Below are 25,348 nucleotides of genomic sequence, written 5' to 3' on the forward strand. Positions count from 1 at the left end.
ATTCCCCTGAAACGGTCACATCAGGGGGTCTGGGCATGCCGCATTTTCCGGTCAACCATCCGGCACGGCCGCTCTACCGGGTCCTCTCCGGGCTGATCGGCGTCTACATCCTGGTCTTCGGCGTCTGGGGCGTCGCCGAGACGATCGGGGATCCGCTCTTCGCCCGCAGCAGCACCTGGGCCCTCGGGCTCCGGACCAACCTGGCCTTCTCGCTCGCCTCGGTGGTCTTCGGGGTCGTCCTGATCATCGGGGCCTCGCGGCGTACCAACCTCGGCCACTACATGAACCTCACCGCGGGCGTGGTGTTCCTGGTGACCAGCATCCTGATGATGTCGGTGCTGCAGACCGACGCGAACTTCCTCAACTTCTCGATGTCGACAGTGGTCGTGTCGATGCTGTTCGGCCTGATCCTGCTCGGCACCGGCCTCTACGACAAGGTCGGCCCACCGGAATCCGCCGAGGCGGAGCTGGAGCACCGCAAGCACCCGGTGGCCGACGTGCACCGCCGCTGATCGGGGTCAGCTACGTCGCGCGGTGATCAGGGTCGGCTTGGCCTCCAGGTGCGACAACCCGTTCCAGGCCAGGTTGACGAGGTGCGCCGCCACCGTCTCCTTGCGCGGCTTACGCACCTCCAACCACCAGCGACCGGTCAACGCCACCATGCCGACCAGCGCCTGCGAGTACAGCTCGGCGAGCTTCGGGTCGTACCCGCGGCTCTTGTACTCGGCGCCCAGGATGTGCTCGACCTGGTGCGCCACGTCGTTCATGACGCTGCTGAAGGTGGCAGTGCCGGACATCAGCGGCGACTCGCGGACCAGCACCCGGAAACCGCTGGTCTCCTCCTCGATGTAGGTCAGCAGGGCGAGCGCCGCCTGTTCGAGCAGCTCCCGCGGATGCCCGGCGGTCAACGCCGTGGTGATCCGGTCCAACAGGGCCCGGACCTCCCTGTCCACCACCACCGCGTAGAGCCCTTCCTTGCCACCGAAGTGCTCGTACACCACCGGCTTGGAGACCTTGGCGCGGGCCGCCACCTCCTCGATGGAGGTGGCGTCGAAACCGCGCTCGGCGAAGAGTTGCCGGCCGGTCGCGATCAACTGCTCCCGGCGTTGGGCCGCCGACATGCGGACTCGGGAGGGAGCTTTGGCTTTCGGTGCCGGCGCCGTCGGCGACGCCCGTCGGCCGCCGACAGCTGCCGACGCCTCGTCGCTGACCTCAGGCATGTCGCCGCCTCGCTGGCGCTCGGTGACGCCCTGCCGTGGAATGGTTCCTCCGCTGTGCCCGTTCACGTCGTCGCCTCACTGTCGGGCGGTCTGACCACCCTGACGCGCCGTTCGACCGTACCCGGATCGGGCTCGGCCCCCCGTCCGCCGAGCCGCCCGGTCCCCCCGCATGGCTCGGTCATCCGGCCATCCTGCCAGGCGGCATCCTCGGGCACCGCCCGGTTTCAGCGGGGTGCGACCGGCTTCACCAGCTTGGCGGCGAGGCGCTCGGGCTTTGGCCAGCGCACCTGCGTTGCCGCGCCGACCTTCTCGAACAACCAGATCACCCGCGCGGAGATGTCCACCTGACCGCGCAACACGCCGTGCCGGGCACTGGTCGGGTCGGCGTGGTGCAGGTTGTGCCAGCTCTCGCCGAACGACAGGATCGCCAGCGGCCAGAAGTTCGACGCGCGGTCGCCCTGGCGCATCGCGAACGGACGCTCACCGTAGACGTGGCACACCGAGTTGATCGCCCAGGTGACGTGGTGCAGAAGGCCGATCCGGACCAGCCCCGCCCAGAAGAACGCGGTCAGCGCGCCCTGCCAGGACCAGGTCACCAGGCCGCCGATCAGCGCCGGGCCGAGCAGCGAGATGGCCACCAGCGCGGGGAAGAGTCGATCGACCCGGCTGATGTCCCGGTCGGCGATGAGGTCCGGTGCGAAACGCCCGCGGTTGGACAACTCCCGGCGGAACAGCCAGCCCACGTGTGCGTGGAACAGGCCCCGGGTCAACGCCCAGAAGCTGGTGCCGAAGCGCCACGGCGAGTGCGGGTCGCCCTCCAGGTCCGAGAACGCGTGGTGGCGCCGGTGGTCGGCGACCCACTGAATGATCTCGCCCTGCACCGCCAGCGAACCCGCGACCGCCAGAGTCACCCGCAGCCACCGCTTGGCCTTGAACGAGCCGTGCGTGAAGTAGCGGTGGAAGCCGACGGTGATGCCGAGCCCGGAGACGACGTACCAGACCAGGCCGATGATCACGTCGGTCCAGCCCAGCCAGCCGCCCCACGCCACCGGCACGGCGACCAGCAGGGCGACGAAGGGGATCACCACGAAAGCCCACAGGGCGGCCAGGATGCCGGGGGACTGGCTGCCGTCGGTGAGTGGTTTGGGGCCGGGTCCGGCGGTGTTGGAATCGAGCAGAGCAGTGGACATGGGACCTCGCAGGGGGATGGTAACGATCACGAAGCTACGCCTACGTCACCGTAACTTACGGCACCGTAGATCGCACGGGGAAGTTTCGAATCGCCTTCGCGTAACTGCTCGAAGTCGCAGGTCAGCCGGCCCGCTGGCGGGTGCCTGCCCGACCCGGGAAGCGGGCGGCCCAGGCGCGGGCCAACCACCCCCGGAAGGTCGACGGCATCGACCGCTCGCCGTGCGGCGGGATGAGCGCTGGCATCCGTCGGCCGGGGCGCTAAGGTGTAGCGGCGGGATGTCCATCCCTCGTGCGACGTGCTCACGTCGCTGATCGGCCGTGGTGTAATTGGCAACACCCGGGTCTTTGGTACCCGTATTTCAGGTTCGAACCCTGGCGGCCGAGCTGCCCACCTGCGTCCGTTTTAGGGTCCGGTGGGGGTAAGAGGGGAACGTGCCGGGCCTCGCGGCTAGCATGGCCGCGAGAGTGTCCGCCGTCCCGACGGGAGCCACGTCGTGCCCCAGCCCCACCTCCGTACCGTCGTCGTACTTGCCGCCGGTGAGGGCAAGCGGATGAAGTCGACACTGCCCAAGGTGCTGCACCCCCTGCTCGGGCGGACGCTCCTCGGTCACGTGCTGAGCGCCGCGGCCCCGTTGGGCGCAGAGCGCACCGTCGTCGTGGTGGGGCACGGCGCCGACCAGGTGCGGGCGCACCTGTCCGAGGTCGCCCCGGACGCCACTCCGGTGCTCCAGGCCGAGCAGCTCGGCACCGGGCATGCCGTACGGATCGCGCTGGAGGCCGTACCGGACGGTGCCGGCACCGTCGTGGTGATCAACGGTGACGTGCCCCTGCTGCGACCCGAGACGGTGGGCGCGCTGGTGACCGCGCACGAGGAGGCCGCCGCGGCGGCCACCGTGCTGGCCGCCGAGGTGCCCGACCCGACCGGCCTCGGGCGGATCGTGCGGGACGCCGACGGCCGCCTGGAGCAGATCGTCGAGGAACGCGACGCCGACACGACGCAGCGCGCGATCCGGGAGATCAACGCCGGCATCTACGCGTTCGACGCGATGCGGCTGCGCGAGGCGCTGGGCAAGCTCTCCACCGACAACGACCAGGGCGAGGAGTACCTGACCGACGTCTTCGGTCTGCTCCGTTCCGCCGGCGAGCCGGTGGCGGTGCACGTCGCCGCGGACCACGTCGAGACGTTGGGCTGCAACGACCGGGTGGAGCTGGCCACGCTGCGTCGCCTGCTGCGCGACCGGATCAACGAGGCGTGGATGCGCACCGGGGTGAGCCTGCTCGACCCCGCCACCACCTGGATCGACGTGACGGTCGCGCTGGACCGGGACGCGGTGGTCGACCAGAACACCCAGTTGCGCGGCGGCACGGTGGTCGGCGCGGGCGCGCTGATCGGGCCGGACGTCACCCTGATCGACACGATCGTCGGCCCCGCCGCGTCGGTGATCCGCAGCCACGCCGTCGGCGCCGAGGTGGGCGCGGGCGCGACCGTCGGGCCGTACGCGTACCTGCGGCCGGCCGCCCAGTTGGCCGAGAAGGCGAAGGTCGGCACGTTCGTCGAGGTGAAGAACTCGCAGATCGGCGCCGGCGCGAAGGTGCCGCACCTGACGTACGTCGGCGACGCGACGATCGGCGAGCAGACCAACATCGGCGCCGCGTCGGTCTTCGTGAACTACGACGGGGTCAACAAGCACCGCACGGTGATCGGCAGCCACGCGCGGACCGGTGCGGACAACATGTTCGTGGCACCGGTCGAGGTGGGCGACGGGGCGTACACGGCGGCTGGCTCGGTGATCGTCGACGACGTGCCGGCCGGGGCGATGGGCGTCGCCCGGGCGCGCCAGCGCAACATCGAGGGCTGGGTGGTCATGCGGCGCGCCGGCACTGCCGCGGCGGAGGCGGCGCAGCGGGCCCGCGACGCGAAGGATGCGCAGCCGGTCGGCGACGCGAAGGGTGCGTCCGGTACGACCGGTGCCGCAAGCCACAGTGAGGCAATCCACGGGGCGGCCGAGACGGTGGGCGGCGCATCCGGCGCGGGAGATACTGCAACCGAATAGTCCCTGACCCACCACCACCGGGTCGGGTACCGCCGACATAACGGGAGCAGACGGGCCCATGGGCAGCATCGTCGCCGAAAACCGCAAAAGCCTGATGCTCTTTTCCGGACGTGGCTTTCCGGAGTTGGCCAAGGAGATCGGCGAGGTGCTCGGCGTCGCGCCGACGCCGGCCGACGCGTACGAGTTCGCCAACGGCGAGCTCTTCGTACGGTTCAAGGACTCGGTACGTGGTTCGGACGCCTTCGTGGTGCAGTCCGTCACGCACGGGGTGAACACCTGGGTCATGGAGACCCTGATCATGGTGGACGCGCTGAAGCGGGGGTCGGCCAAGCGGATCACCGTGGTGCTGCCGTTCTACCCGTACGCCCGCCAGGACAAGAAGCACCGTGGTCGGGAGCCGATCTCGGCCCGCCTTGTGGCAGACCTGCTGAAGACCGCCGGCGCGAACCGCATCCTCACCGTCGACCTGCACACCGCGCAGATCCAGGGCTTCTTCGACGGCCCGGTGGACCACCTCTTCGCGATGGACATCCTGGCCGAGTACGTCGAGCACAAGTACGCCGGCCGGCCGATGACCGTGGTGGCACCGGATTCGGGCCGGGTGCGGGTGGCCGAGCGGTGGACCGACCGGCTGGGCGGCTGCCCGCTGGCGTTCATCCACAAGACCCGTGACCCGATGAAGCCGAACCAGGTCGTGGCGAACCGGGTCGTCGGCGAGGTGGAGGGCCGGGTCTGCCTGATCGTCGACGACATGATCGACACCGGGGGCACCATCGCCAAGGCGGCGGACATCCTCAAGGAGTCGGGCGCGGCGGAGATCGTGGTCGCGTCCACCCACGCGCTGCTGTCCGACCCGGCCACCGAGCGGCTGAAGAACAGCTCGATCAGCGAGATCGTGGTGACGAACACCCTGCCGCTCCCGCCGGAGAAGCAGCTGGACAAGCTCACCGTTCTGTCGATCGCGCCGCTGCTGGCGCGGGCGATCCGGGAGGTCTTCGACGACGGCTCGGTGACCACCCTCTTCGGTGGCCTGAGCTGAGCCTGAGCCCCGTTTCCGCCACTCGACCCGCTGGCGGGGGCGGGGCTGGCAAACTGGTGGAAACGGGGCCGGCGCGCTGGTGGGAGCACCACCGACGCGCCGGTCTTGAGCCGTGATCGGGGACTGCCGGAAACCCTGGAAACAGCTCGGGTAGACTGGTGCGGTTGCCACGGCGAGGGTGCCCGGCGGGCCGCTGAAAAGCGCCGCACGGAGGCACCGTCATCGACGCGGTGCTCCGGGCAGTCGTTCATGACGCATGAGCCCCAGCGAGCCCCTCGCCCCAGCACCGTTAGACGACAAGCCGCCGCAGCGAAAAGCATCAGGAGTTTCCCCGTGTCCGAGGTAAAGATCAGCGCCGAGCCCCGTACCGAGTTCGGCAAGGGTGGTGCCCGCCGTACCCGCCGGGCCGGCAAGGTGCCCGCCGTGCTGTACGGCCACGGCGAGAAGCCCAAGCACATCGCGCTGCCGTCGCGGGAGTTCGCCGCCGCGATCCGCAAGGGCGGTGCCAACCAGCTCTTCGCGATCGACATCGCCGACGGCACCCAGGTGCTGGCGCTGCCGAAGGCGATCCAGCGTGACCCGATCCGCGACACCTTCGAGCACGTCGACCTGATCCTGGTCCGCCGGGGCGAGAAGGTCACCGTCGAGGTCCCGGTCCAGCTGACCGGCGAGGCCGCCCGGGACACCCTGATCGTGCACGACCACGACACCCTCTCGGTGACCGCGGACGCCACCAAGGTTCCGGACCACCTCGAGGCGTCGATCGAGGGCCTGGAGGCGGGCACCCTGGTGACCGCCGGCGATGTCGAGCTGCCGACCGGCGTCGAGCTGGCCGTCGACTCGGAGCTGACCGTCGCGTCGGTGACCGCCGCCCCGACCGCCGAGCAGCTCGAGGCGACGCTGCCCGAGGTCGAGGCTGCCACCGACGAGGCCGAGGCCGAGGTCGGCGAGACCACCGAGGGCTCCGAGGGCGCGGACGCCGCCCCGGCCGAGGGCGCCGAGACGACCGAGGCGCGCACCGAGGCCTGATCGGTTCGTACTGTGCGACAGGCGTCCCCGGATGTTCGGGGGCGCCTGTCGGCATATCGGGAGTCGGTGGGATGGGCGTCGGAAGGGACGGGTCGTGACGGATGAGACGGGGCCGTGGCTGGTGGTCGGCCTGGGAAACCCGGGTCGGGAGTACGCCGGCAACCGGCACAACGTCGGGTTCATGGTGGCCGAGCTGCTGGCCGGGCGGGTGAGTGCGCGTTTCGGCCGGCACAAGCGGGCGGTGGCGGAGGTGGCCGAGGCGCGGCTGGGGTTCGGTGGCCCGAAGCTGGTGCTGGTCAAGCCACTGACGTACATGAACCTCTCCGGCGGGCCGGTCGCGGCGTTGGCACAGTTCTACAAGGTGCCGACCGCGCAGGTGATCGCGGTGCATGACGAGCTGGACATCGGCTTCGGCCAGGTGCGGGTCAAGTTCGGCGGCGGCGAGGGCGGGCACAACGGCCTGCGTTCGATGTCGAAGTCGTTGGGGACCAAGGACTACGCCCGGGTGCGGTTCGGCGTTGGCCGACCGCCGGGGCGACAGGATCCGGCGGATTATGTGCTGTCGGATTTTGGCGCGGCTGAGCGCAAGGAGCTGGATTTCCTGGTGGACCGGGCCGCCGACATGGTGGAGTCGGTGATCACCAAGGGCGTGGAGCCGACCCAGAACCTCTACCACGGCGGCTGAGCCGGGCGGGGCGTACCCGAATCGGAAACGGCGGGCCGGTAGTCTGCGCCTTTCAGCGTGCCGCGACCGGCGACGCGAGTCGCGGCGGATCGGCCCGTGTGGGCAGCGCGGCGAGGCGACGGGAGCGGACAGATGAGCAGTCCTCCGATGATCGATGGCGCGTTCGCCCGATGGTTGGCGTCCCGGGCCGGGCAGGCGCTGCTCGACCTGCGCACGGAGATGGGTTTCGCCGACGCCGGCGCGCTGAAGTCGGCCGGGGACAAGGTGTCGCACGACCTGATCCGCACGGAGTTGGCGAAGTGGCGTCCGGGTGACGCGGTGCTCTCCGAGGAGGACGAGGGGTCGCGGTTGGCCTGGGCCGCGGAGGTGAACACCGGAGCGGTGTCGCGGCTGAACGCGGACCGGGTGTGGATCGTCGACCCGTTGGACGGCACCCGCGAGTTCTCCGAGGAGGGCCGCTCGGACTGGGCGGTGCACGTGGCGCTCTGGGCGCGCAACGCGCCGAGCCCGCACGGGCTGGTCGCCGGGGCGGTGGGGTTGCCGGCGCAGCACCGGGTGCTGGGCACTGACTACCCGCCGGCGTACCCGCCGATGACCGTGGAGGCGGCGACGGCCGGCGAGCGGAAAATTCGCCTGGCCGCGAGCCGGAGCCGGCCGCCGGTGTTCCTGACCGATCTGGCCGAGGACGTCGGGGCGCACCTGGTGCCGATGGGCTCGGCCGGAGCGAAAATCGCCGCCGTGGTCACCGGCGAGGTGGACGCGTACATCCACGCAGGTGGGCAGTACGAGTGGGACTCGGCGGCCCCGATCGCTGTGGCGACGGCCACCGGACTGCACGCTTCCCGGATCGACGGTTCTGCGCTGAAATACAACGAGGCGGATCCGCGGCTGCCCGACCTCCTGGTCTGCCGCAAGGATCTCGCCACCCGGTTGCTTGCAGCGCTGCAGAAACATTCCGGGTAGCCTGAGCGAACTTTCTTGACATGCCCGACCGGAAAGGTCTGGAAATCGGATGAGCGAGCGAATCGAGCCGGTGTCATGACCACCCCCGCGGCGTACCAGGTCTCCCACCTGGACGCCTTGGAAGCGGAGAGCATCTTCGTGATGCGCGAGGTGGTCGCCGAGATGGAACGCCCGGTGATGCTCTTCTCCGGTGGCAAGGACTCGATCGTCATGCTGCGGCTCGCGCAGAAGGCGTTCGCCCCGGCCAACGTCCCCTTCCCGGTCATGCACGTCGACACCGGGCACAACTTCCCCGAGGTCCTGGAATACCGCGACCAACGGGTCGCCGAGCTGGGGTTGCAACTCGTGGTGGCGAGCGTGCCGGAGGCCCTGGCCAGCGGCATGGTCCGCGAGTCCGGTGACGGCATGCGCAACCGGATCCAGACACCGGTGCTGCTGGACGCGGTGGAGAAGCACCGCTTCGACGCGCTGTTCGGTGGCGCCCGCCGGGACGAGGAGAAGGCGCGGGCGAAGGAGCGGGTGTTCAGCTTCCGCGACGAGTTCGGTCAGTGGGACCCGAAGAACCAGCGGCCGGAGCTGTGGTCGCTGTACAACGGCCGGCACCACCCGGGCGAGTCGATCCGGGTCTTCCCGCTGTCCAACTGGACCGAGCTGGACGTCTGGCACTACATCGCCCGGGAACGCATCCCGCTGCCGTCGATCTACTACGCGCACGAGCGCGAGGTGATCGAGCGGGACGGCATGTTCTACGCCGTCAACGAGTTCTTCCGGCCCCGCGCGGGCGAGGAGCGGTTCAAGGCGCAGGTGCGCTACCGCACCGTCGGCGACGCCTCCTGCACCGCCGCGGTCCGTTCCGACGCGGACACCGTGGAGAAGGTCATCGAGGAGGTGGCGGCCACTCGGATCACCGAGCGCGGCGCCACCCGTGGCGACGACCGGGTCAGTGAGGCCGCCATGGAGGATCGCAAGCGGGAGGGCTACTTCTGATGAGCACCGAGATCGTGGCGTCCGCGAATGCGGAGGCGCGGGCTGTTACCGGGGCCGGGCCGGAGGCCCGGCCGATGGACCTGCTGCGGTTCGCCACCGCAGGCAGTGTGGACGACGGGAAGTCGACCCTGATCGGGCGGCTGCTCTACGACACCAAGTCGCTCTTCACCGACCAGTTGGCCGCCGTGGAGGCGGTCAGCGCGGCCCGCGGTGACGAATACACCAACCTGGCGTTGCTCACCGACGGCCTGCGTGCCGAGCGGGAGCAGGGCATCACCATCGACGTGGCGTACCGGTACTTCGCCACCCCCCGGCGCAAGTTCATCATCGCCGACACGCCAGGCCACATCCAGTACACCCGCAACATGGTCACCGGGGCATCGACCGCCGACCTGGCGTTGATCCTGGTCGACGCGCGCAAGGGCCTCGTCGAGCAGTCCCGCCGGCATGCGTTCCTCTGCTCCCTGCTGCGGGTGCCGCACCTGGTCCTCTGTGTCAACAAGATGGACCTGGTCGACTGGTCGCAGGAGGTCTACGAGCGGATCGCCGACGAGTTCACCGCGTTCGCGGCGAAGCTCGACGTACCGGACCTGACCGTGGTGCCGGTCTCCGCTTTGCGCGGCGACAACATCGTCACCCGGTCGGACAACATGCCCTGGTACGAGGGCCCGTCGCTGCTGCACCACCTGGAGCGGGTGCACATCGCCAGCGACCGCAACCTGGTCGACGTCCGGTTCCCGGTCCAGTACGTGATCCGTCCGCAGTCCACCACGGTCACCGACTACCGCGGCTACGCCGGCCAGGTCGCCTCGGGCGTGCTGAAGCCGGGTGACGAGGTGATGGTGCTGCCCTCCGGCTTCACCAGCCGGATCGCCGCCGTGGAGACCGCCGACGGACCGGTCCCGGAGGCGTTCCCGCCGATGTCGGTGACGGTACGACTGGCCGACGAGATCGACATCTCGCGAGGTGACCTGATCTGCCGGCCGAACAACGCGCCGGCGGTGGCCCAGGACATCGAGGCGATGGTCTGCTGGATGGACGAGACTGCTCCGCTACGGGTCGGCGGCCGGTACGCGATCAAGCACACCACCCGGTCGGCACGGGCGATCGTGCGCGGGCTGCACTACCGGCTGGACATCAACTCTCTGCACCGCGACGAGTCCGCAGACGAACTACGGCTCAACGAGATCGGCCGGGTGCGACTGCGCACGACGGTGCCGCTGCTGGCCGACGAGTACCGCCGTAATCGCACCACCGGCGGCTTCGTCATCATCGACGAGGCGACCAACCGCACGGTAGGTGCCGCCATGATCGTCGAAGCCAGCTAACCCCAACCCGCCGCCCGCGGCTCGCCGGTTTGCCCGCCGCCGGCGGCTCGGCCGCCCGCCCCGCGCCCGCGCCCGCGCGCAAGATCGCGCTCGATCCAGGATGTAGTGGCCTCGCCCGTTGACGAGGCCACTACATCCATGAACAAGCACGATCTCCATCGCCGTCTGCGCCCGGCCTCCGGCCCTCGCCCGGCCCTCGGCCCACGCCCGGCCCTCGGCCCACGCCCGGCCCTCGGCCCACGCCCGGCCCCGCCGGCTCCCGGCCCCTGACCGGTGATCAAGGGGTTTGCGTCAGGATTCGGGCTCGAGTTGACGCAAACCCCTTGATCACCGCGGGGGTGGGGTGGCGGTGGGGGTGGGGTGGGTGGGGGGTGGGGTGGGGTGGGTTAGGGCAGGCGGGTGGCGCCGGGGGAGGGGAGGACCGTCGCGGTGCCGGGGGCGGCGAAACCCCGTTGCGCGTACGCGTCGGTCACGGCGGCGGCTACCGCGTCGGCACGGTCGGCCTCGATCAGCGCGAGCACGCAGCCGCCGAAGCCGCCGCCGGTCATCCGGGCACCCAGCGCACCAGCCGCCAACGCCGCCTCGACCGCCGTGTCGATCTCCGGCACGGTGATCTCGAAGTCGTCGCGCATCGAGACGTGGGAGGCCGTCAGAAGCGGGCCGATGTCGCGGACCCGGGCGGCGCGGAGCAGCGCCACCGTGTCCAGTACGCGCTGGTCCTCGGTCACCACGTGCCGGACCCGTCGCCGGGTCTCCTCGTCGTCGAGCCGCGCCAATGCGGCGTCGAGCTGGTCGACGCCCACGTCGCGCAGGGCGGCAACGCCGAGCGCACTGGCCCCGGCCTCGCAGGAGCGGCGGCGGGCCGCGTACTCCCCGTCGGCGTGGCGGTGCGGTGCCCGGCTGTCGATGACCAGCACCGCCAGCCCGTCGGCGTCCAGGTCGAACGGGATGTGCTCGACCGACTCGTCGCGGCAGTCCAGGAAAAGGGCGTGCCCAGCGCGGCAGCGGATGGCCGCGGACTGGTCCATGATCCCGGTCGGCGCGCCCACGTAGACGTTCTCCGCCCGTTGCGCCAGCCGGGGTTGCAGTTCCGGGGCGAGCTCCAACTCGCCGAGGTCGAGCAGGGCAGCAAGCACGGCCGACTCCAGCGCGGCCGAGGAGGAGAGCCCGGCGCCCAGCGGCACGTCGGAGGCGATCGCCAGCCGGGCACCCGGCACCGGGTGACCGGCCTCGCGCAGCGCCCAGACCACACCCGCGACGTACGCGCCCCAGCCGGTGACCCGACCCGGCTCGGCGACGTCGTCCGCGCCGAAGGTGATCGCCTCGCCGGAGAGCTCGGACCAGGCCGTCCAATGCTCCCCGTCCTGCCGGTCGGCCGCGACGACGGTACGCATCGGCAGCGCGAACGGCAGCACGAAGCCTTCGTTGTAGTCGGTGTGCTCACCGATCAGGTTGACCCGCCCGGGGGCCGCCCAGCGGCCGGAGGCCTCGACGCCGAACTGCGCGAAGAAGCCGGCCGCAGCCCGCTCGGCGACGTCACTGCTCGGGTGGGTCATGACTGCCCCAGGATGTGCGTGCGGTAGAACGCCCAGGCATCCCCGACCATGTCGTGCAGGGTCGGCTTCTGCGGCACCCAGCCCAGCTCCTCGCGGGCCAGCGCGGAGGACGCGACCAACTCGGCCGGGTCGCCCTCGCGGCGCGGCGCGACCTCGACGGGCAGTTGGTGCCCGGTGACCTCGCGGACCACGTCGACGACCTGCCGGTTGGTGAAGCCGTTGCCGTTGCCCAGGTTGTAGATGCGGTGCTGGCCGCCGGTGGCCGCGCCCAGCGCCAGCAGATGCGCGCGGGCCAGGTCGGCGACGTGGATGTAGTCGCGGACGCAGGTGCCGTCCACTGTGGGGTAGTCGTCCCCGAAGAGCTGGAGCTTCTCCCGCCGGCCGGCGGCGACCTCCAGCGCGATCGGGATCAGGTGCGTCTCCGGGTCGTGCCGCTCCCCGAGCGTGATGTCGCCGTCGAGGTAGGCGCCGGCCACGTTGAAGTAGCGCAGCGACACGGCGGCCAGCCCGTGCGCGATCGCCTCGGAGGTGAGTGCCATGTCGACGGCGAGTTTGGTGGCGCCGTACGTGTTGGTGGGTGCCTTGACCGCGTTTTCGGTGATGGGCAGCTCGGTGGGGTTGCCGTAGACGGCGGCGGTGGAGGAGAAGACCATCCGGGGCACCCCGGCGGCCCGGACCGCGTCGATCAGCGCGAGCGTGCCGATGGTGTTGTTGTGCCAGTACAGCTCCGGCTTGACCATCGACTCGCCGGCGGCGATCAGGGCGGCGAAGTGCAGCACTCCGTCGAACCCGGCGTCCGCGGTGATGACCTGGGCGGCGTCGTGGATGGACGCCTCCACGTGGGTGGCGTCCGGGGCGAGGGCCTCGCGGTGGCCGGTGCGCAGGTCGTCCAGGATGACCACCTGGTGACCCGCGTCGAGCAGCATCCGGGTCACCACGCTCCCGATGAAGCCGGCGCCCCCGGTGACGAGCAGTTTCACGTCGTTGCCTCCTGCCTGGCCCGCCCGGGACGTGGCCCTTCGGTGATCACACTAGGGCGGTGGCCGGCGCTCTCGCCGTCGCCACCGTCAACCCCATTCCATCATAATCTCTCATGATTAAACAGAGCCGAACATCTCTCCGCCGCTCCGCGTGATCCCCGGTGCGGTGGGCCCACGGTGTCTACCATCTCTGTCATGCGGGAAGCGGCCCGTACCGGGCTCCGGCGACACGCGCGGGCACGTCCCCGCCGCGACCCTGGCCCGCTCGCCCGGGCCGTCGCCCGGGTGCTGGTGCGCGCCGCGGATGGCGCCACCCGACTCGTCACCGATCTGCTCGGGACCGGTCCGACGGCCGGCCGGGAGCACATCTCCGAGGCCGATCTGCGGGACCTGGTCGCGGCGAACACTGTGCTCGACCCGGACGAGCGGCGGATCATCGACGAGGTCCTGGTGGCCGGTGCCAGTCTGATCCGCGAGGTGATGATGCCGCGCACCGAGGTGGTCTTCCTCCCGGCGCGGCTGACCATCGTCGAAGCCGCCCGACTGGTCCGCGCCGAAACGCACACCCGTTACCCGGTCACCGACGGCACGCACGACGACGTGGTCGGCTTCGTGCACCTCCGTGACGTACTGCTGCGCCCGGACGCCGACCCGTGCGTCACCGTCGGCGAGTTGGCCCGGGAGGTGAAGCGGCTCCCGGGCAGCAAACGGGTGCTCGCCGCGCTGACCGAGATGCGCCGGGAGGGCCAGCACCTCGCGGTGGTGGTCGACGAGTACGGCGGCACGGCCGGGATCGTCACCCTGGAGGACCTCATCGAGGAGTTGATCGGCGAGATCCACGACGAGTACGACGACACCCCAGACCCGGTGCACGCCGGCCTGCCCGCCGTGGTGGACGGCCGCCTCAACCTCGCTGACTTCGCCGAGCGGACCGGGGTGGCACTACCCGCCGGACCTTACGAGACGGTGGGCGGGTTCGTCATGGCCGCGCTGGGCCGGCTCCCGGTGACCGGCGACGAGGTGCCGGTGCCGGGTGAGCCCGCCGAGGTGGGCGCGCCCGATCCGCCCGAGCTGCCGGCGGGCTGGCTGCTGCGGGTGCTCACGTTGGACGGCCGCCGGGTGGCCCAGATCGCCGTCTCCGCCGTCCGCACCGAGCAGCGCCGCGAGCAGAGCACCGAGCCGGACCGCGAGCAGAGCACCGGGCGGCGCCGCGAGTACGACGCCGCGTCGGCCTCGGCGGGCGGTGGCCCCGAGCCTGCCCGGGAGGCGATGGCGGGGCAGCACCGCCGGGTCGCGGTCGGGCCGACGCGCCGGGTCGGCGCGGGCGAAGCAGGCGAGGTCAGCACCCCGGCACCGGCGGGCCGGAGCCGACCCGCCGGCCCGTCATGACGGACCGGGTTGCTTGCTGACAGAATTATCGCCATGTCCGACGTTCCCGCCCGGCCCCGCGTCTTCTCCGGCATCCAGCCGACAGCCGACTCGTTCCACCTCGGCAACTATCTCGGCGCGGTCCGGCACTGGGTGGCTCTACAGGACACCCACGACGCGTTCTACTGCGTGGTGGACCTGCACGCCATCACCGCGGGCCACGATCCGGCGGTGCTGCGCCAGCGGACCCGGGTGGCCGCGGCCCAGCTCTTCGCGGTCGGGCTCGACCCGGAACGCAGCACCCTGTTCGTCCAGTCGCAGGTGCCCGAGCACCCGCAGCTGGCCTGGGTGCTCGGCTGCATCACCGGCTTCGGCGAGGCCAGCCGGATGACCCAGTTCAAGGACAAGTCGCAGAAGCAGGGTAACGAGCGGGCCAGCGTCGGGCTGTTCACCTATCCGGTTCTCCAGGCCGCCGACATCCTGCTCTACCAGGCCAACGCGGTCCCGGTCGGTGAGGACCAGCGCCAGCACCTGGAGCTCTCCCGGGATCTGGCCCAGCGCTTCAACTCGCTGTTCGGCGCGACCTTCACGGTGCCCGCGCCGCACATCGTCAAGGACACTGCCAAGATCACCGACCTGCAGGACCCGACCGCGAAGATGTCGAAGTCGTCGTCCTCGCCGGCCGGCATCATCGACCTGCTCGACGATCCGGCCCGGTCCGCGAAGAAGATCCGTTCGGCGGTGACCGACACCGGTCGGGAGATCGTCTTCGACGCCGAGACCAAGCCGGGTGTGTCCAACCTGTTGACCATCTACTCGGCGCTCAGCGGCCGCAGCATCGACGAGCTGGTGGCCGCGTACGCGGGCCGTGGCTACGGCGATCTGAAGAAGGAGCTGGCCGAGGTGGTGACGGACTTCGTCCGGCCGATCCAGGAGCGCACCCGCGGCTACCTCGACGATCCGGCGCAGTTGGACAAGCTGCTCGCGGCCGGCGCGGAGAAGGCCCGTGCGGTGGCCGCGACGACCCTGCGGTCCGCGTACGAGCGGGTCGGGTTCTTCCCGCCCGTGCGCGGCGAGTAGCTCCGCGGTACAGGTGGACGGCTCGGTGGTCGGAGGGGCGGCGCGAAGCGTGGATCGCAGTGGCGGGATGCCGCCGACCGGCGACACCATCCAGATCGGCATCGCGGTGGACATCCCCGAGCCGTGGGGTGCCCTGCTCACCCGGCGGCGGGTCGAGGCCGGTGATCCGCTGGCGGTGCCCGCGCACGTGACGTTGCTCGGGCCCACCGAGATCCGGACGGCCAACCTGCCGGCGGTCGAGCGGCACCTGGCCGCCGTCGCCGCCGCGCACCTGCCGTTCACGCTGCACCTGCGGGGCACCGGCACGTTCCGTCCGGTCACCCAGGTGGTGTTCGTCGCGGTGGCCGCCGGGATCAGTGAGTGCGAACTGCTGGCCGCGGCCATCGCCGCGGCGCCGGGCCTGCACCGCGAGCTTCGGTTCCCGTACCATCCGCACGTCACAGTGGCTCAGGACGTGGCGCCGGAGGCTCTGGACAAGGTGTACGAGGATCTGGCCGACTTCTCCGCGATGTTCGAGGTCGACGGGTTCACCCTCTTCTCGCACAGCGGGCAGGCCAGGTGGCAGCCGCGTCGGGACTTCTGCCTCGGCAACTGAAGCGCCGGCAACCGAACCGCCAGCACCTGAAGCATCGGCGACGCGCCGGCCGGCGAGCATCGGGAGCCGGTTGCCACTACAGCGGTGGGAGATCGGCGAGGATGATCGCGTGAACGTGATCGGCCGGATCGAGGCGGGCATCGACCGCTGGGTGAGCGCCGCGCGCCACCGGTCGGGGCTCTTCGATCATGTGTGGCGGGCCGGGGTGCTGTACGGCGAGGTGCTGGCCGGCCGACTGGCAGCCGCCATCGCCTACTACGGCTTCTTCGCCGTGTTCGCCCTCGCCCTGGTCGCGTTCTCCATCTTCGGGGCGATCCTGGAGGACAACGACGAGGTCAGCGCGGCGGCGGCCGACTTCCTCAAGGAGAATCTGCCGTTCCTGGACGCCGAGCAGATCGCCAACTCCAGCGGCACTGTCGGTGTGGTCGGCCTGGTCATCCTGGTCTTCACCGGGATCGGTTGGGTCGAGGCCATCCGGTCCTCGCAGCGGTTGATGTACCAGCTCAACCAGCAGCCGGGCAATCTGGTGGTGCGGCGGCTCGTAGACCTGGGCGTGATGATCGGCGTCTTCGTGCTGCTCGGCGTCTCGGTCGCGGCGGTGGACGCCTTGGAGTCGCTGCTGCGTTTCCTGCTGCGTAGCACCGGGTCGGTGGGTCTGACCACCATCAGCGCGGTGCTCAGCGTGCTGGTCAACACCGTGCTCGCCACCGCGTTGCTGCTGGCCGTGCCCCGGCTGCGGATGAGCCGGTCCCGGCTGCGCCCGGTGGTGGTGCTGGTGGCGGTCGGCATCACGCTGCTGAACACCGTCGGGCGGTACTACGTGGTGCGGACCGAGCGGAACCCGGCGTACACGGTGGTGGCCGGCGCCGTCGGTCTGCTGCTCTACCTCTACCTGCTCAACCAGTTGGTGCTGTTCGGCGCGGCGCTCCTGGCGACCAGCACCAACGGCCGAGTGGTGGACCTGGCGGAGACCCCCGCCGCACCGAAGGATGTCGACGAGGGCATCGACCCCGGTACGCCGGGCGGTGCGGGCTGATGACGGAAGGCGCGCAGGTGCTGATCTCGGTCGACCAGGACTCGTCGGTACCCCCGTACGAGCAGGTGCGCGTGCAGCTCGCCGAGCTGATCGGCGACGGCCGGTTGCCGGTGGGCAGCCGACTGCCCACCGTCCGGCAGCTCGCTGCCGACCTGCGATTGGCCGCGAACACGGTGGCCCGCGCGTACCGGGAGCTGGAGACGGCCGGGCTGCTGGAGACCCGGGGGCGCAACGGCACCTTCGTCGCTCCCGGGCGGGACGACGCCGTCGACCGGTTGCAGCGGGCGGCAGCCGGCTACGCGGCGGAGGCGGCCCGGCTCGGCGTGCCGCCGGCCACCGCGCTCGCCCTGGTCCGCGCCGCCCTGGACGCGGTCCGCCCCGGCTGACCGGCCGCCGATCGACAGTCAGACGGGCGATAACTGAGCAGAATGGCGTCGTCGCTCGCGTTCGCGGACCATGATGAGCCGGTGGGCGCACTCATGACACTGGACCTGCCGGCGGACTCACCGCTCCTCGGCCTGCCATGGATCATCACTTTCGGTCCGCTCGGTGATCTCGACGAGTGGGAGCCGGTGGTCTGCGGGCCGTACGAGCGACCGCACGCGTTGGCCCTGGCCGAGGCGGTGGTGGCCGAGGAGCAGCTGATGGCGGTGGTGGAGCCGTTGCTGCCGGCGCTGTCCGCCGACGAGATCCGCAGCGAGATCGCCGCCGCGCAGGTTGCCGCCGAGGACGAGGCCCGCCAGGTGGAGGGCGCCGACCTGTACGGGGACTTCGAGGACGTGATCGACGAGGAGCTGGACGCGGCAGCCGACGAGGCCGGCCACGGTGAGCCCGCCGAACCGCCGGACGAGGCCGAGGTACGCGCCGGCTTCACCCGGATCGCGGCGTTGCTCACCGCGAAGTGAGACGTCAGCGGGTCGGCGCGCGGTCCAGCACGCAGAACTCGTTGCCCTCGGGGTCGGCGAGCACCGTGAACTGTTCGGCTCCGGTCTGCCCGACGTCGACCTGCCGCGCGCCGAGGCTCAGCAGCCGCTGTACCTCGGACTGGGGGTCGGTGTCCGCGACCAGGTCGAGGTGCAGCCGGTTCTTGCCCCGCTTGGCGGTGCCCGAGCCCTGCAACCACACGGTGGGCGCGGCGGCGGACGGCTGCCCCGGCGGCCAGAGCTTGGCGCTGCCGTCGTCGCCCTTCTCGACCTCGTAGCCGAGCGCCGCGGACCAGAACGAGACCATCAGGTCCAGGTCCTCGACGTCGAGCGTGCACTGGGCGATCCGTACCACCATGGGGTCACCTCCGTAGTGATGGTGCCCGATTCGGTACCCCAGACAGCTGCGGATCTAACCACCGGCGGCACACGGACACCGGCGCCACGCGGAGCGGACTCCGCGCGGCGCCGGTGGCACCTCACCCCCCACCACAAGGGGCCGGTAGCCCAGTCGCCCGTCGGCGCGGGGCACGACGAACGACCAGGTCGAGAACGAGTTACCCGTTCAGCGTCGTTCCAACCAGACTGCCGCGTCAATTGGCAGCAGCTGACCGGAGCCCTGTTCGGTGAGCTCGTCGCTGGCGACGAGCGGCTGACCGTACCCGTCGATCAGGACCGGCGCGCCGCTGAAGTTGACCACGCAGGTCAGCACTGTCGAGCCGGAGGTGCGGGAGAAGGCCAGCACGCCCGGCTCGCTCTCCCGCCAGGTGACCCCGTCGACGTCGAGGGCGAGCGCGGGATGAACGTGGCGGATTCGCAGCGCGGTCCGGTACAGCTCCAGGGTCGAGCCGGGTACGCCGGTCTGCGCCGTGACGGACAGTGCCTGCCAGAGCGCCGGGGCGGGTAGCCAGCTCAGCTCACTGCCGGCCGGCCCGAAACCGTACGGGGCCAGCTCGCCGCTCCACGGGATGGGCACCCGGCAGCCGTCGCGGCTCTCGCCGGTGCGCAGGAACGCCGGATCCTGGCGCAGCTCGTCGGGGAGGTCGAGAACCTCCGGCAGGCCCAGTTCCTCGCCCTGGTAGAGGTAGGCACAGCCGGGCAGGGCGAGCATCAGCAGGCTGGCGGCCCGGGCTCGGCGCAGCCCTTCGACGCCGTCGCCGTACCGGGTGACGTGCCGCTGCTTGTCGTGGTTGGACAGCACCCAGGTGGTCGGCGCTCCGACGACTGTCGCCTCGGCCAGCGCGGTGTCGATCACCTTGCGGAACGAGTCGGCCGACCAGGTGGCGTCGAGGAAGTCGAAGCTGAACGCCTGGTGCAGCTCGTCCGGGCCGATGTAGCGGGCCAGGCGCTGTGGCGTCTCGGCCCACGCCTCGGCGACCGCCATCCGACCGCCCGGGTAGCTGTCCAGGATGGGCCGCCAGGCCCGGTAGATCTCGTGTACCTCGTCCTGGTCGAAGTACGGCAGCCGGCCCTTGCCGAGCAGTTCGACCTGGCGCTGGCCGGTGGTCATCGAGCTGAAGCCGACGTCCGGCAGCCCTTCCGCCTTGATCATGCCGTGCGCCACGTCGACGCGGAATCCGTCGACGCCCCGGTCCAGCCAGAACCGCAGCACGTCCTCGAACTCGGCGCGGACCTCCGGGTGACGCCAGTTCAGGTCCGGCTGCGACGGGTCGAACAGGTGCAGATACCACTGACCGTCAGCGATCCGGGTCCAGGCGGGGCCGCCGAAGATGCTCTCCCAGTCGTTCGGGGGCAACTCGCCGTGCGCGCCCTGGCCGTCGGCGAAGAGGTAGCGGGCCCGCTCCGGTGAGCCGGGGCCGGCGGCGAGCGCCGCGGTGAACCAGTGGTGCGCGCTGGAGGTGTGGTTGGGTACCAGGTCGACGATGATCCGCAGGCCGTGGGCGTGCGCGTCGGTGATCATCGCGTCGAAGTCGGCGAGGGTGCCGAACATCGGGTCGACGTCCCGGTAGTCGGCCACGTCGTACCCGCCGTCGATCATCGGCGAGGTGTAGAAGGGGGTCAGCCAGAGCGCGTCCACCCCGAGGTCGCGCAGGTACGGCAGGCGCTGCCGGATGCCCTGGAGGTCGCCGGTGCCGTCGCCGTCGCTGTCGGCGAAGCTGCGGACGTACACCTGATAGACGACTGCGGAGCGCCACCAGTCGTCGTCGGTGGCATGTGGCGGGGTGGTGGTGCTGATCATTCGAGCAATATGCCGGCCCGTCGCTGCAAGAGTCAAGCAGATCTTGCGTAAGACAGGCGCGCGGAACTCGGCGCGACAGCTGTGGAGCCACGCACCACCAGCTCCGGACGGAACAGGTACTCCGAGTGCGGGGCGCCGTGCCCGTTGATCTCGTCCACCAGGGCGCGGACGGCGGCCACCGCCATGGCGGTGACCGGCTGCCGCATGGTGGTCAGCGGCGGGTCGGTGAAGGCCATCAGCGGGGAGTCGTCGTAGCCGACCACGGAGAGGCCGTCGGGGACGTCGAGGCCGCGTTGGCGGGCGGCCCGGATCGCGCCGAGCGCCATCAGGTCGGAGCCGCAGACCACGCCGGTGACGCCGCGGTCCAACAGGCGGCCGGCCGCCGCCTCGCCACCCTCCACTCCGAACAGTGAGAGCTCGGCCAGCGGACCCAGGTCGGCCTCGGCGACGCCGGCCAGCCGGGTCATCGCGGAGCGCCAGGCAGCCACCTTGCGCTGCACTGGGACGAACCGGTCCGGGCCGGTGATCAGGCCGATCCGTCGATGCCCGAGCGCGACCAGGTGGGCGACGGCCAGTTCGGCCGCCTCCCGGTCGTCGCAGGAGACGAAGGGAGCCCCGATGCCGGGCACGTACCCGTTGATCATCACGACCGGCAACGGCCGGGCGAGCAGCGCCCGGTAGCGGTCGTGGTTGGCGGCCGTGTCGGCGTGCAGACCGGAGACGAAGACGATCCCGGAGACCTGCCGGTCCAGCAGCATCTCCACGTACTCGTCCTCGGTCACGCCGCCGGCGGTCTGTGTGCAGAGCACCGGGGTGAAGCCGCTCTGCGCCAGTGTGGACTCGATGACCTGGGCGAAGGCGGGGAAGATCGGGTTGTCCAGCTCCGGCACCACCAGGCCGACCAGACCGGCGCTGCGCTTACGCAGCCGGGCTGGGCGCTCGTAGCCGAGCACGTCGAGGGCGGTGAGGACGGCCTGCCGGGTCTCGGGGGCCACGCCGGGGCGGTCGTTGAGCACCCGCGACACCGTGGCCTCGCTGACTTCGGCCTGCTGGGCGATGTCGGACAGTCGAGCGCGCATGGCGGCACTTTAGCCCACCGGCAAGTTCTTGCGGGGTGCTCTGCAAGCCCTTCCATTACTTGCAACGTCTTGCTAACGTCCCCGCAACATGCGAGAGCAGCGGCGCAGCATCAATGCGCCGGTTGGCAAGAAATTCCAGAGGTTTCCACTGGCGGGCCGCCCTTCCCCCGGCGGACCCGCCATGACGACAGGAGTACCGATGCGCATCCGTACCGCGGGTGTGGTCGCCCTCTTCGCCCTGGCGCTCGCCGCCTCAGGCTGCGGCGGCGACAGCGACGAGCCGGCCGCGAAGGACACCCCCAAGGCCGCCGGCGGCAAACTGGTGATCTGGGCGGACGACAAGCGGACCGCCGCCCTCAAGCCGTTCGTCGAGAAGTTCGGCCAGGAGAACGGCGTCACCGTCGAGGTCCAGGCCGTCCCGAACGAGGACCTCCAGAACAACTTCGTGACCGTGTCGAGCCAGGGCGGCGGCCCGGACGTGGTGATCGGCGCGCACGACTGGATCGGCAACCTCGTCCAGAACGGTGCCATCGACCCGGTGCAGCTGTCCGACGAGCAGAAGACCGCCTTCAACGAGACCGCCGTCAAGGCCGTCACGTTCAACGGCCAGCTCTACGGCGTGCCCTATGCCCAGGAGAACCTGGCGCTGATCCGCAACACCGAACTGGCCCCCGAGGCACCGAAGACGATCGAGGACCTGGTCGCCACCGGCAAGCAGCTCAAGGCCCAGAAGAAGGTCACCGAGACGCTCTGCCTCCAGGTCGGCCAGAAGGGCGACGCGTACCACATCTACCCGCTGTACACCTCGGCCGGCGGCTACCTCTTCGGCACCACCGCGAACGGCGACTACGACCCGAAGGACCTGGGCGTGGGCAAGCCGGAGTCGATCGCCGCGTTCAAGAAGATCGCCGCGCTCGGCGAGAAGGGCGAGGGCGTGCTGAAGCGCTCGATCGCCGACACCAACTCGACCGCCACCTTCACCGGCAAGAAGTGCGCCTTCCTGGTCTCCGGGCCGTGGGCCACCGCCGACGTGAAGAAGGCCGGCATCAAGTACGACGTCTCCGCCGTACCCGGCTTCGCCGGCGGCAAGGCGGCCGCGCCGTTCGTGGGCGTCCAGTCCTTCTACCTGGCGGCCAAGGGCAAGAACAAGGCTCTCGCCCAGGAGTTCGTCGCCAACTACGTCACCAAGCCGGACCTGGCCATGGCGCTCTACCAGGCCGACCCGCGCCCGCCGGCGCTGACCGCCGCGCTGGACCAGGTCAAGAGCAGCGACCCGGACCTGGCCAAGTTCATCGAGGCCGGCAAGAACGGCCAGGTGCTCCCGGCCATCCCGGCCATGGCCGCGATCTGGGACCCGTTCGGCAAGGCCGAGGCTGCCGTCATCGGCGGCGCCGACCCCACCAGCACGGTTACCGCGGCCGGTAAGACGATCGCCGGTTCGATCAAGTAATGAGCACACCGCTGTCCGGCCCGGAGTCTGCCCAGCAGGCCCCGGGCCGGGGGCCCGTCCGCACCGGGTCCCCGCGCACCTCCCGTACCGCGCGGAACCACGCGCCGATCACCGCGGCCGGCCTCGCCGCGAAGGTGATCCTGCTCGGCCTGGTGGCCGGGATCGCGATCTGGGCGGCCTTCCCGCTCGTGGCGGCCGAGAAGTGGGTCGGGCTGGCGGTGCTGGTGCTGACCACCGCCGCACTGTTCTATCTGTACCTGGGCCGCCGGCACGTCCCGGCGAAGTACCTCATCCCCGGCACGCTCTTCCTGATCGCCTTCCAGGTCGTGCCGGTGCTCTACACCGCGAGCACGGCCTTCACCAACTTCGGCGACGGCCACCGCGGCAGCAAGGACGACGCGATCGTCGCGATCCAGAGCTCCTCGGTCAAGCAGGTCCCGGGGTCCACCCAGTACCCGTTGTCGGTCGCCACCAAGGGCGACCCGGCCACCGGCGCCCTGGTCTTCCTGATCACCAAGCCAGGAACCGACACGGTCTCCGTCGGCGACGCCGGAGGCCTGCGCCCGCTCGATCCCGGCGCGGCCACCGTCGGCCCCGGCGGGAAGGTCACCGCGGCCGACGGCTACACGGTGCTGAACTTCGGCCAGGCCAGCGCCCGCAGCAAGGACATCACGGACCTGGTGGTGCCGACCGCCGGAGGCGCGCTGCGCTCGTCCGGCCTGTCCCGGGCCTACGAGGGCAAGGCCGTTCGGGCGTACGACGCCGGCTGCGACTGCGTCAAGGACAGCGACAGCGGCAAGACCTGGACCGCGGACGGCGAGGTCGGCGCGTTCGTCGCCGCCGACGGCGAGCGGCTGGCCCAGGGTTGGAAGGTGAACGTCGGGCTGTCCAACTTCACCCGCGTGCTCACCGACGAGCGGATCTCCGGGCCGTTCCTCGGCACGCTGATCTGGAACTTCGCCTTCGCCATCGGCTCCACCGGCGGCACGTTCATCCTCGGCATGTTGATCGCCCTGGCGCTGCACTCGCCCCGAATGCGGGGCACCAACCTCTACCGGATGTTGCTGATCCTGCCGTACGCCATGCCGTCCTTCGCGATGCTGCTGGTCTGGCGGGACATGTTCAACACCGACTTCGGGCTGATCAACAATCTGTTCGGGCTCAGCGTCGACTGGTTCGGGCAGGGCTGGTCGGCCCGCGCCGCGGTGATCCTGGTGCAGCTCTGGCTCGGCTACCCGTACATGTTCCTGGTGGCCACCGGCGCACTACAGGCCATCCCACGGGAGCTGACGGAGGCCACCTCGGTCGACGGGGCGTCGCGCTGGCAGTCGTTCCGGGCGGTCACCCTGCCGCTTCTGCTGGTCGCGCTCTCGCCGCTGCTGATCTCGTCGTTCGCGTTCAACTTCAACAACTTCAACGCGATCTACCTGACCACCGAGGGCGCGCCGTTCCCGGCGGACAACCCCAGCAACGGCGCCACCGACCTGCTGATCACCTACACCTACCGGCTGGCGTTCGGCGGGCAGGCCGCACAGTTCGGCTTCGCCGCGGCCATCTCACTGTTCATCTTCGCCATCGTCGCGGTGGTGTCGGCGATCAGCTTCCGGCGGACCCGGCAACAGGAGGAGGTGTACGCATGACCATGCTCACCGGCGCCGCCGTCACGGGCGGCGCGAACGGACCGGCGGCGGTCAACCGCAACCCGGGCAAGCGTAAGAAGCGATGGTTCGCCGAGGTTGGCTGGCGGCACCTGGTCGGCCTCTTCGGCGTGCTGTTCAGTCTCTTTCCGCTCGTGTTCGTCGTCTCGGCGGCGCTCAATCCGCTCGGCACCCTGTCGTCCACCGAGTTGGTGCCGACCGGCGGGGTGTCGTTGGAGAACTTCGGGAATCTGTTCGCGCGCACCGAGTTCGCTGACTGGTTCCTGAACTCGCTGCTCATCGCCGGTGGGGCCGCGTTCGCCTCGGTCTTCCTCTCCGCGCTCGCGGCGTACGCCTTCTCCCGGATGCGGTTCCAGGGGCGACGGGTGGGGTTGCTGTCACTGTTGTTGATCCAGATGTTCCCGCAGTTTCTGGCGATCGTTGCGATCTTCCTGATCTTCGGCAGGATCACCGACCTGTGGCCGGCGATCGGCTTCAACACCCCGTGGGGTCTGTTGCTGCTCTACCTGGGTGGCGCGCTGGGCGTGAACACCTGGCTGATGAAGGGCTTCTTCGACACACTGCCCCGGGAGCTGGACGAGTCGGCCACCGTGGACGGCGCCTCACACGCCCAGGTCTTCTTCCGGATCATGCTGCCGTTGGTGGCGCCGATCCTCGCGGTGACCGGACTGCTCGCCTTCATCAACACCATCAACGAGTTCCTGATGGCGAGCGTCTTCCTCACCGACACGGACGCCAAGACCCTCGCGGTCGGCATGCGGGGCATGTTGCAGGGCGGCGAGCGGAACACCAACTTCGGGATCTTCGCGGCCGGCACCCTGCTGACCGCGATCCCGACGGTGCTGGTCTTCCAGTTCCTTCAGCGGTACATCGTCTCCGGCCTCACCTCCGGCGCCGTGAAGGGATAGGTCGTCGACAGTGGCCGGG

23 protein-coding genes, 1 tRNA gene and 1 pseudogene are annotated in these 25,348 nt (G+C 70.5%); 18 read left to right on the top strand and 7 right to left on the bottom strand.

Annotated features, from left to right (window positions below):
* The first annotated feature begins 35 nt into the window (after positions 1-35).
* On the top strand, positions 36-512 hold the full coding sequence (locus MED15_RS12340; protein WP_112605894.1) for a DUF4383 domain-containing protein: 477 nt from the start codon (positions 36-38) through the stop codon (positions 510-512).
* Positions 513-518: 6 nt separating this feature from the next.
* Here the strand turns inward: MED15_RS12340 and MED15_RS12345 are convergent, their stop codons facing one another.
* Positions 519-1,220, bottom strand: a complete 702-nt coding sequence (locus tag MED15_RS12345; protein ID WP_112605891.1) for a TetR/AcrR family transcriptional regulator — start codon at positions 1,218-1,220, stop codon at positions 519-521.
* Positions 1,221-1,444: 224 nt separating this feature from the next.
* The gene (locus tag MED15_RS12350) at positions 1,445-2,410 is read right to left on the bottom strand and encodes an acyl-CoA desaturase (RefSeq protein WP_112581639.1); all 966 of its coding nucleotides are present in this window, start codon (positions 2,408-2,410) and stop codon (positions 1,445-1,447) included.
* A 313-nt stretch (positions 2,411-2,723) separates the two neighbouring features.
* Between MED15_RS12350 and MED15_RS12355 the strand changes: the two genes are divergently transcribed.
* The 8 genes from MED15_RS12355 (at position 2,724) to MED15_RS12390 (ending at position 10,496) form a co-directional block, all read left to right on the top strand.
* Positions 2,724-2,795, top strand: a tRNA-Gln gene (locus MED15_RS12355).
* Between the two features lie 167 nt (positions 2,796-2,962).
* Positions 2,963-4,465, top strand: a complete 1,503-nt coding sequence (glmU, locus tag MED15_RS12360) for a bifunctional UDP-N-acetylglucosamine diphosphorylase/glucosamine-1-phosphate N-acetyltransferase GlmU (RefSeq protein WP_244220447.1) — start codon at positions 2,963-2,965, stop codon at positions 4,463-4,465.
* Between the two features lie 58 nt (positions 4,466-4,523).
* A complete protein-coding gene (locus MED15_RS12365) occupies positions 4,524-5,504 on the top strand; it encodes a ribose-phosphate diphosphokinase (protein ID WP_091394633.1) in 981 nt (326 codons plus the stop codon).
* Between the two features lie 333 nt (positions 5,505-5,837).
* The gene (locus MED15_RS12370) at positions 5,838-6,533 is read left to right on the top strand and encodes a 50S ribosomal protein L25/general stress protein Ctc (RefSeq protein ID WP_112581637.1); all 696 of its coding nucleotides are present in this window, start codon (positions 5,838-5,840) and stop codon (positions 6,531-6,533) included.
* A gap of 94 nt (positions 6,534-6,627) precedes the next feature.
* Positions 6,628-7,218: an aminoacyl-tRNA hydrolase gene (gene pth / locus MED15_RS12375; RefSeq protein WP_112605888.1), complete on the top strand. Its 591-nt coding sequence runs from the start codon at positions 6,628-6,630 to the stop codon at positions 7,216-7,218.
* A 132-nt stretch (positions 7,219-7,350) separates the two neighbouring features.
* The gene (locus MED15_RS12380) at positions 7,351-8,181 is read left to right on the top strand and encodes a 3'(2'),5'-bisphosphate nucleotidase CysQ (protein WP_091394622.1); all 831 of its coding nucleotides are present in this window, start codon (positions 7,351-7,353) and stop codon (positions 8,179-8,181) included.
* Between the two features lie 75 nt (positions 8,182-8,256).
* Entirely contained in the window at positions 8,257-9,168 is a 912-nt protein-coding gene (gene cysD, locus MED15_RS12385; protein ID WP_091394617.1) for a sulfate adenylyltransferase subunit CysD, read from the top strand.
* A gap of 74 nt (positions 9,169-9,242) precedes the next feature.
* Positions 9,243-10,496, top strand: coding sequence for a sulfate adenylyltransferase subunit 1 (locus tag MED15_RS12390; protein ID WP_124863102.1), 1,254 nt, complete (start codon positions 9,243-9,245; stop codon positions 10,494-10,496).
* Between the two features lie 386 nt (positions 10,497-10,882).
* Here the strand turns inward: MED15_RS12390 and galK are convergent, their stop codons facing one another.
* Positions 10,883-12,052, bottom strand: a complete 1,170-nt coding sequence (gene galK / locus MED15_RS12405) for a galactokinase (RefSeq protein ID WP_112735661.1) — start codon at positions 12,050-12,052, stop codon at positions 10,883-10,885.
* The gene (galE, locus tag MED15_RS12410; protein ID WP_244220448.1) at positions 12,049-12,978 is read right to left on the bottom strand and encodes a UDP-glucose 4-epimerase GalE; all 930 of its coding nucleotides are present in this window, start codon (positions 12,976-12,978) and stop codon (positions 12,049-12,051) included. Before galE ends, galK begins: the two co-directional genes overlap by 4 nt.
* Positions 12,979-13,320: 342 nt before the next feature.
* Here galE and MED15_RS12415 point away from each other — a divergent pair.
* The 6 genes and pseudogenes from MED15_RS12415 to MED15_RS12440 form a co-directional block, all read left to right on the top strand.
* Positions 13,321-14,235: pseudogene (locus MED15_RS12415) on the top strand (hemolysin family protein); the annotation flags it as partial.
* Between the two features lie 219 nt (positions 14,236-14,454).
* The gene (trpS, locus tag MED15_RS12420) at positions 14,455-15,480 is read left to right on the top strand and encodes a tryptophan--tRNA ligase (protein ID WP_112673977.1); all 1,026 of its coding nucleotides are present in this window, start codon (positions 14,455-14,457) and stop codon (positions 15,478-15,480) included.
* A gap of 67 nt (positions 15,481-15,547) precedes the next feature.
* On the top strand, positions 15,548-16,075 hold the full coding sequence (locus tag MED15_RS12425) for a 2'-5' RNA ligase family protein (protein ID WP_091394601.1): 528 nt from the start codon (positions 15,548-15,550) through the stop codon (positions 16,073-16,075).
* A 109-nt stretch (positions 16,076-16,184) separates the two neighbouring features.
* On the top strand, positions 16,185-17,111 hold the full coding sequence (locus MED15_RS12430) for a YihY/virulence factor BrkB family protein (RefSeq protein WP_112581631.1): 927 nt from the start codon (positions 16,185-16,187) through the stop codon (positions 17,109-17,111).
* Positions 17,111-17,497: a GntR family transcriptional regulator gene (locus tag MED15_RS12435; protein WP_112581630.1), complete on the top strand. Its 387-nt coding sequence runs from the start codon at positions 17,111-17,113 to the stop codon at positions 17,495-17,497. The genes MED15_RS12430 and MED15_RS12435 overlap by 1 nt, the downstream gene beginning before the upstream one ends.
* An 81-nt stretch (positions 17,498-17,578) precedes the next feature.
* Entirely contained in the window at positions 17,579-18,016 is a 438-nt protein-coding gene (locus MED15_RS12440) for a hypothetical protein (RefSeq protein WP_091394593.1), read from the top strand.
* Between the two features lie 4 nt (positions 18,017-18,020).
* Here the strand turns inward: MED15_RS12440 and MED15_RS12445 are convergent, their stop codons facing one another.
* The 3 genes from MED15_RS12445 to MED15_RS12455 form a co-directional block, all read right to left on the bottom strand.
* Positions 18,021-18,392, bottom strand: coding sequence for a VOC family protein (locus tag MED15_RS12445; RefSeq protein WP_112735665.1), 372 nt, complete (start codon positions 18,390-18,392; stop codon positions 18,021-18,023).
* A gap of 207 nt (positions 18,393-18,599) precedes the next feature.
* Positions 18,600-20,234 (bottom strand): glycoside hydrolase family 13 protein, encoded by a 1,635-nt coding sequence (locus tag MED15_RS12450; RefSeq protein WP_112735667.1) that lies wholly within the window; start codon positions 20,232-20,234, stop codon positions 18,600-18,602.
* A 32-nt stretch (positions 20,235-20,266) separates the two neighbouring features.
* Entirely contained in the window at positions 20,267-21,313 is a 1,047-nt protein-coding gene (locus MED15_RS12455) for a LacI family DNA-binding transcriptional regulator (RefSeq protein WP_112581627.1), read from the bottom strand.
* A gap of 199 nt (positions 21,314-21,512) precedes the next feature.
* On the opposite strand from MED15_RS12455, the gene MED15_RS12460 reads away from it, so the two are divergent.
* From MED15_RS12460 to MED15_RS12470, 3 genes are read left to right on the top strand one after another with little or no spacing between them, the layout of a single operon-like run.
* A complete protein-coding gene (locus tag MED15_RS12460; protein WP_112735669.1) occupies positions 21,513-22,763 on the top strand; it encodes a sugar ABC transporter substrate-binding protein in 1,251 nt (416 codons plus the stop codon).
* Positions 22,763-24,403, top strand: coding sequence for an ABC transporter permease subunit (locus tag MED15_RS12465; protein ID WP_112602073.1), 1,641 nt, complete (start codon positions 22,763-22,765; stop codon positions 24,401-24,403). Before MED15_RS12460 ends, MED15_RS12465 begins: the two co-directional genes overlap by 1 nt.
* A complete protein-coding gene (locus MED15_RS12470; protein ID WP_112735671.1) occupies positions 24,400-25,329 on the top strand; it encodes a sugar ABC transporter permease in 930 nt (309 codons plus the stop codon). Before MED15_RS12465 ends, MED15_RS12470 begins: the two co-directional genes overlap by 4 nt.
* Positions 25,330-25,348 lie beyond the last annotated feature (19 nt).

Source organism: Micromonospora noduli, from assembly GCF_003264475.1.
GTDB lineage: Bacteria > Actinomycetota > Actinomycetes > Mycobacteriales > Micromonosporaceae > Micromonospora > Micromonospora noduli.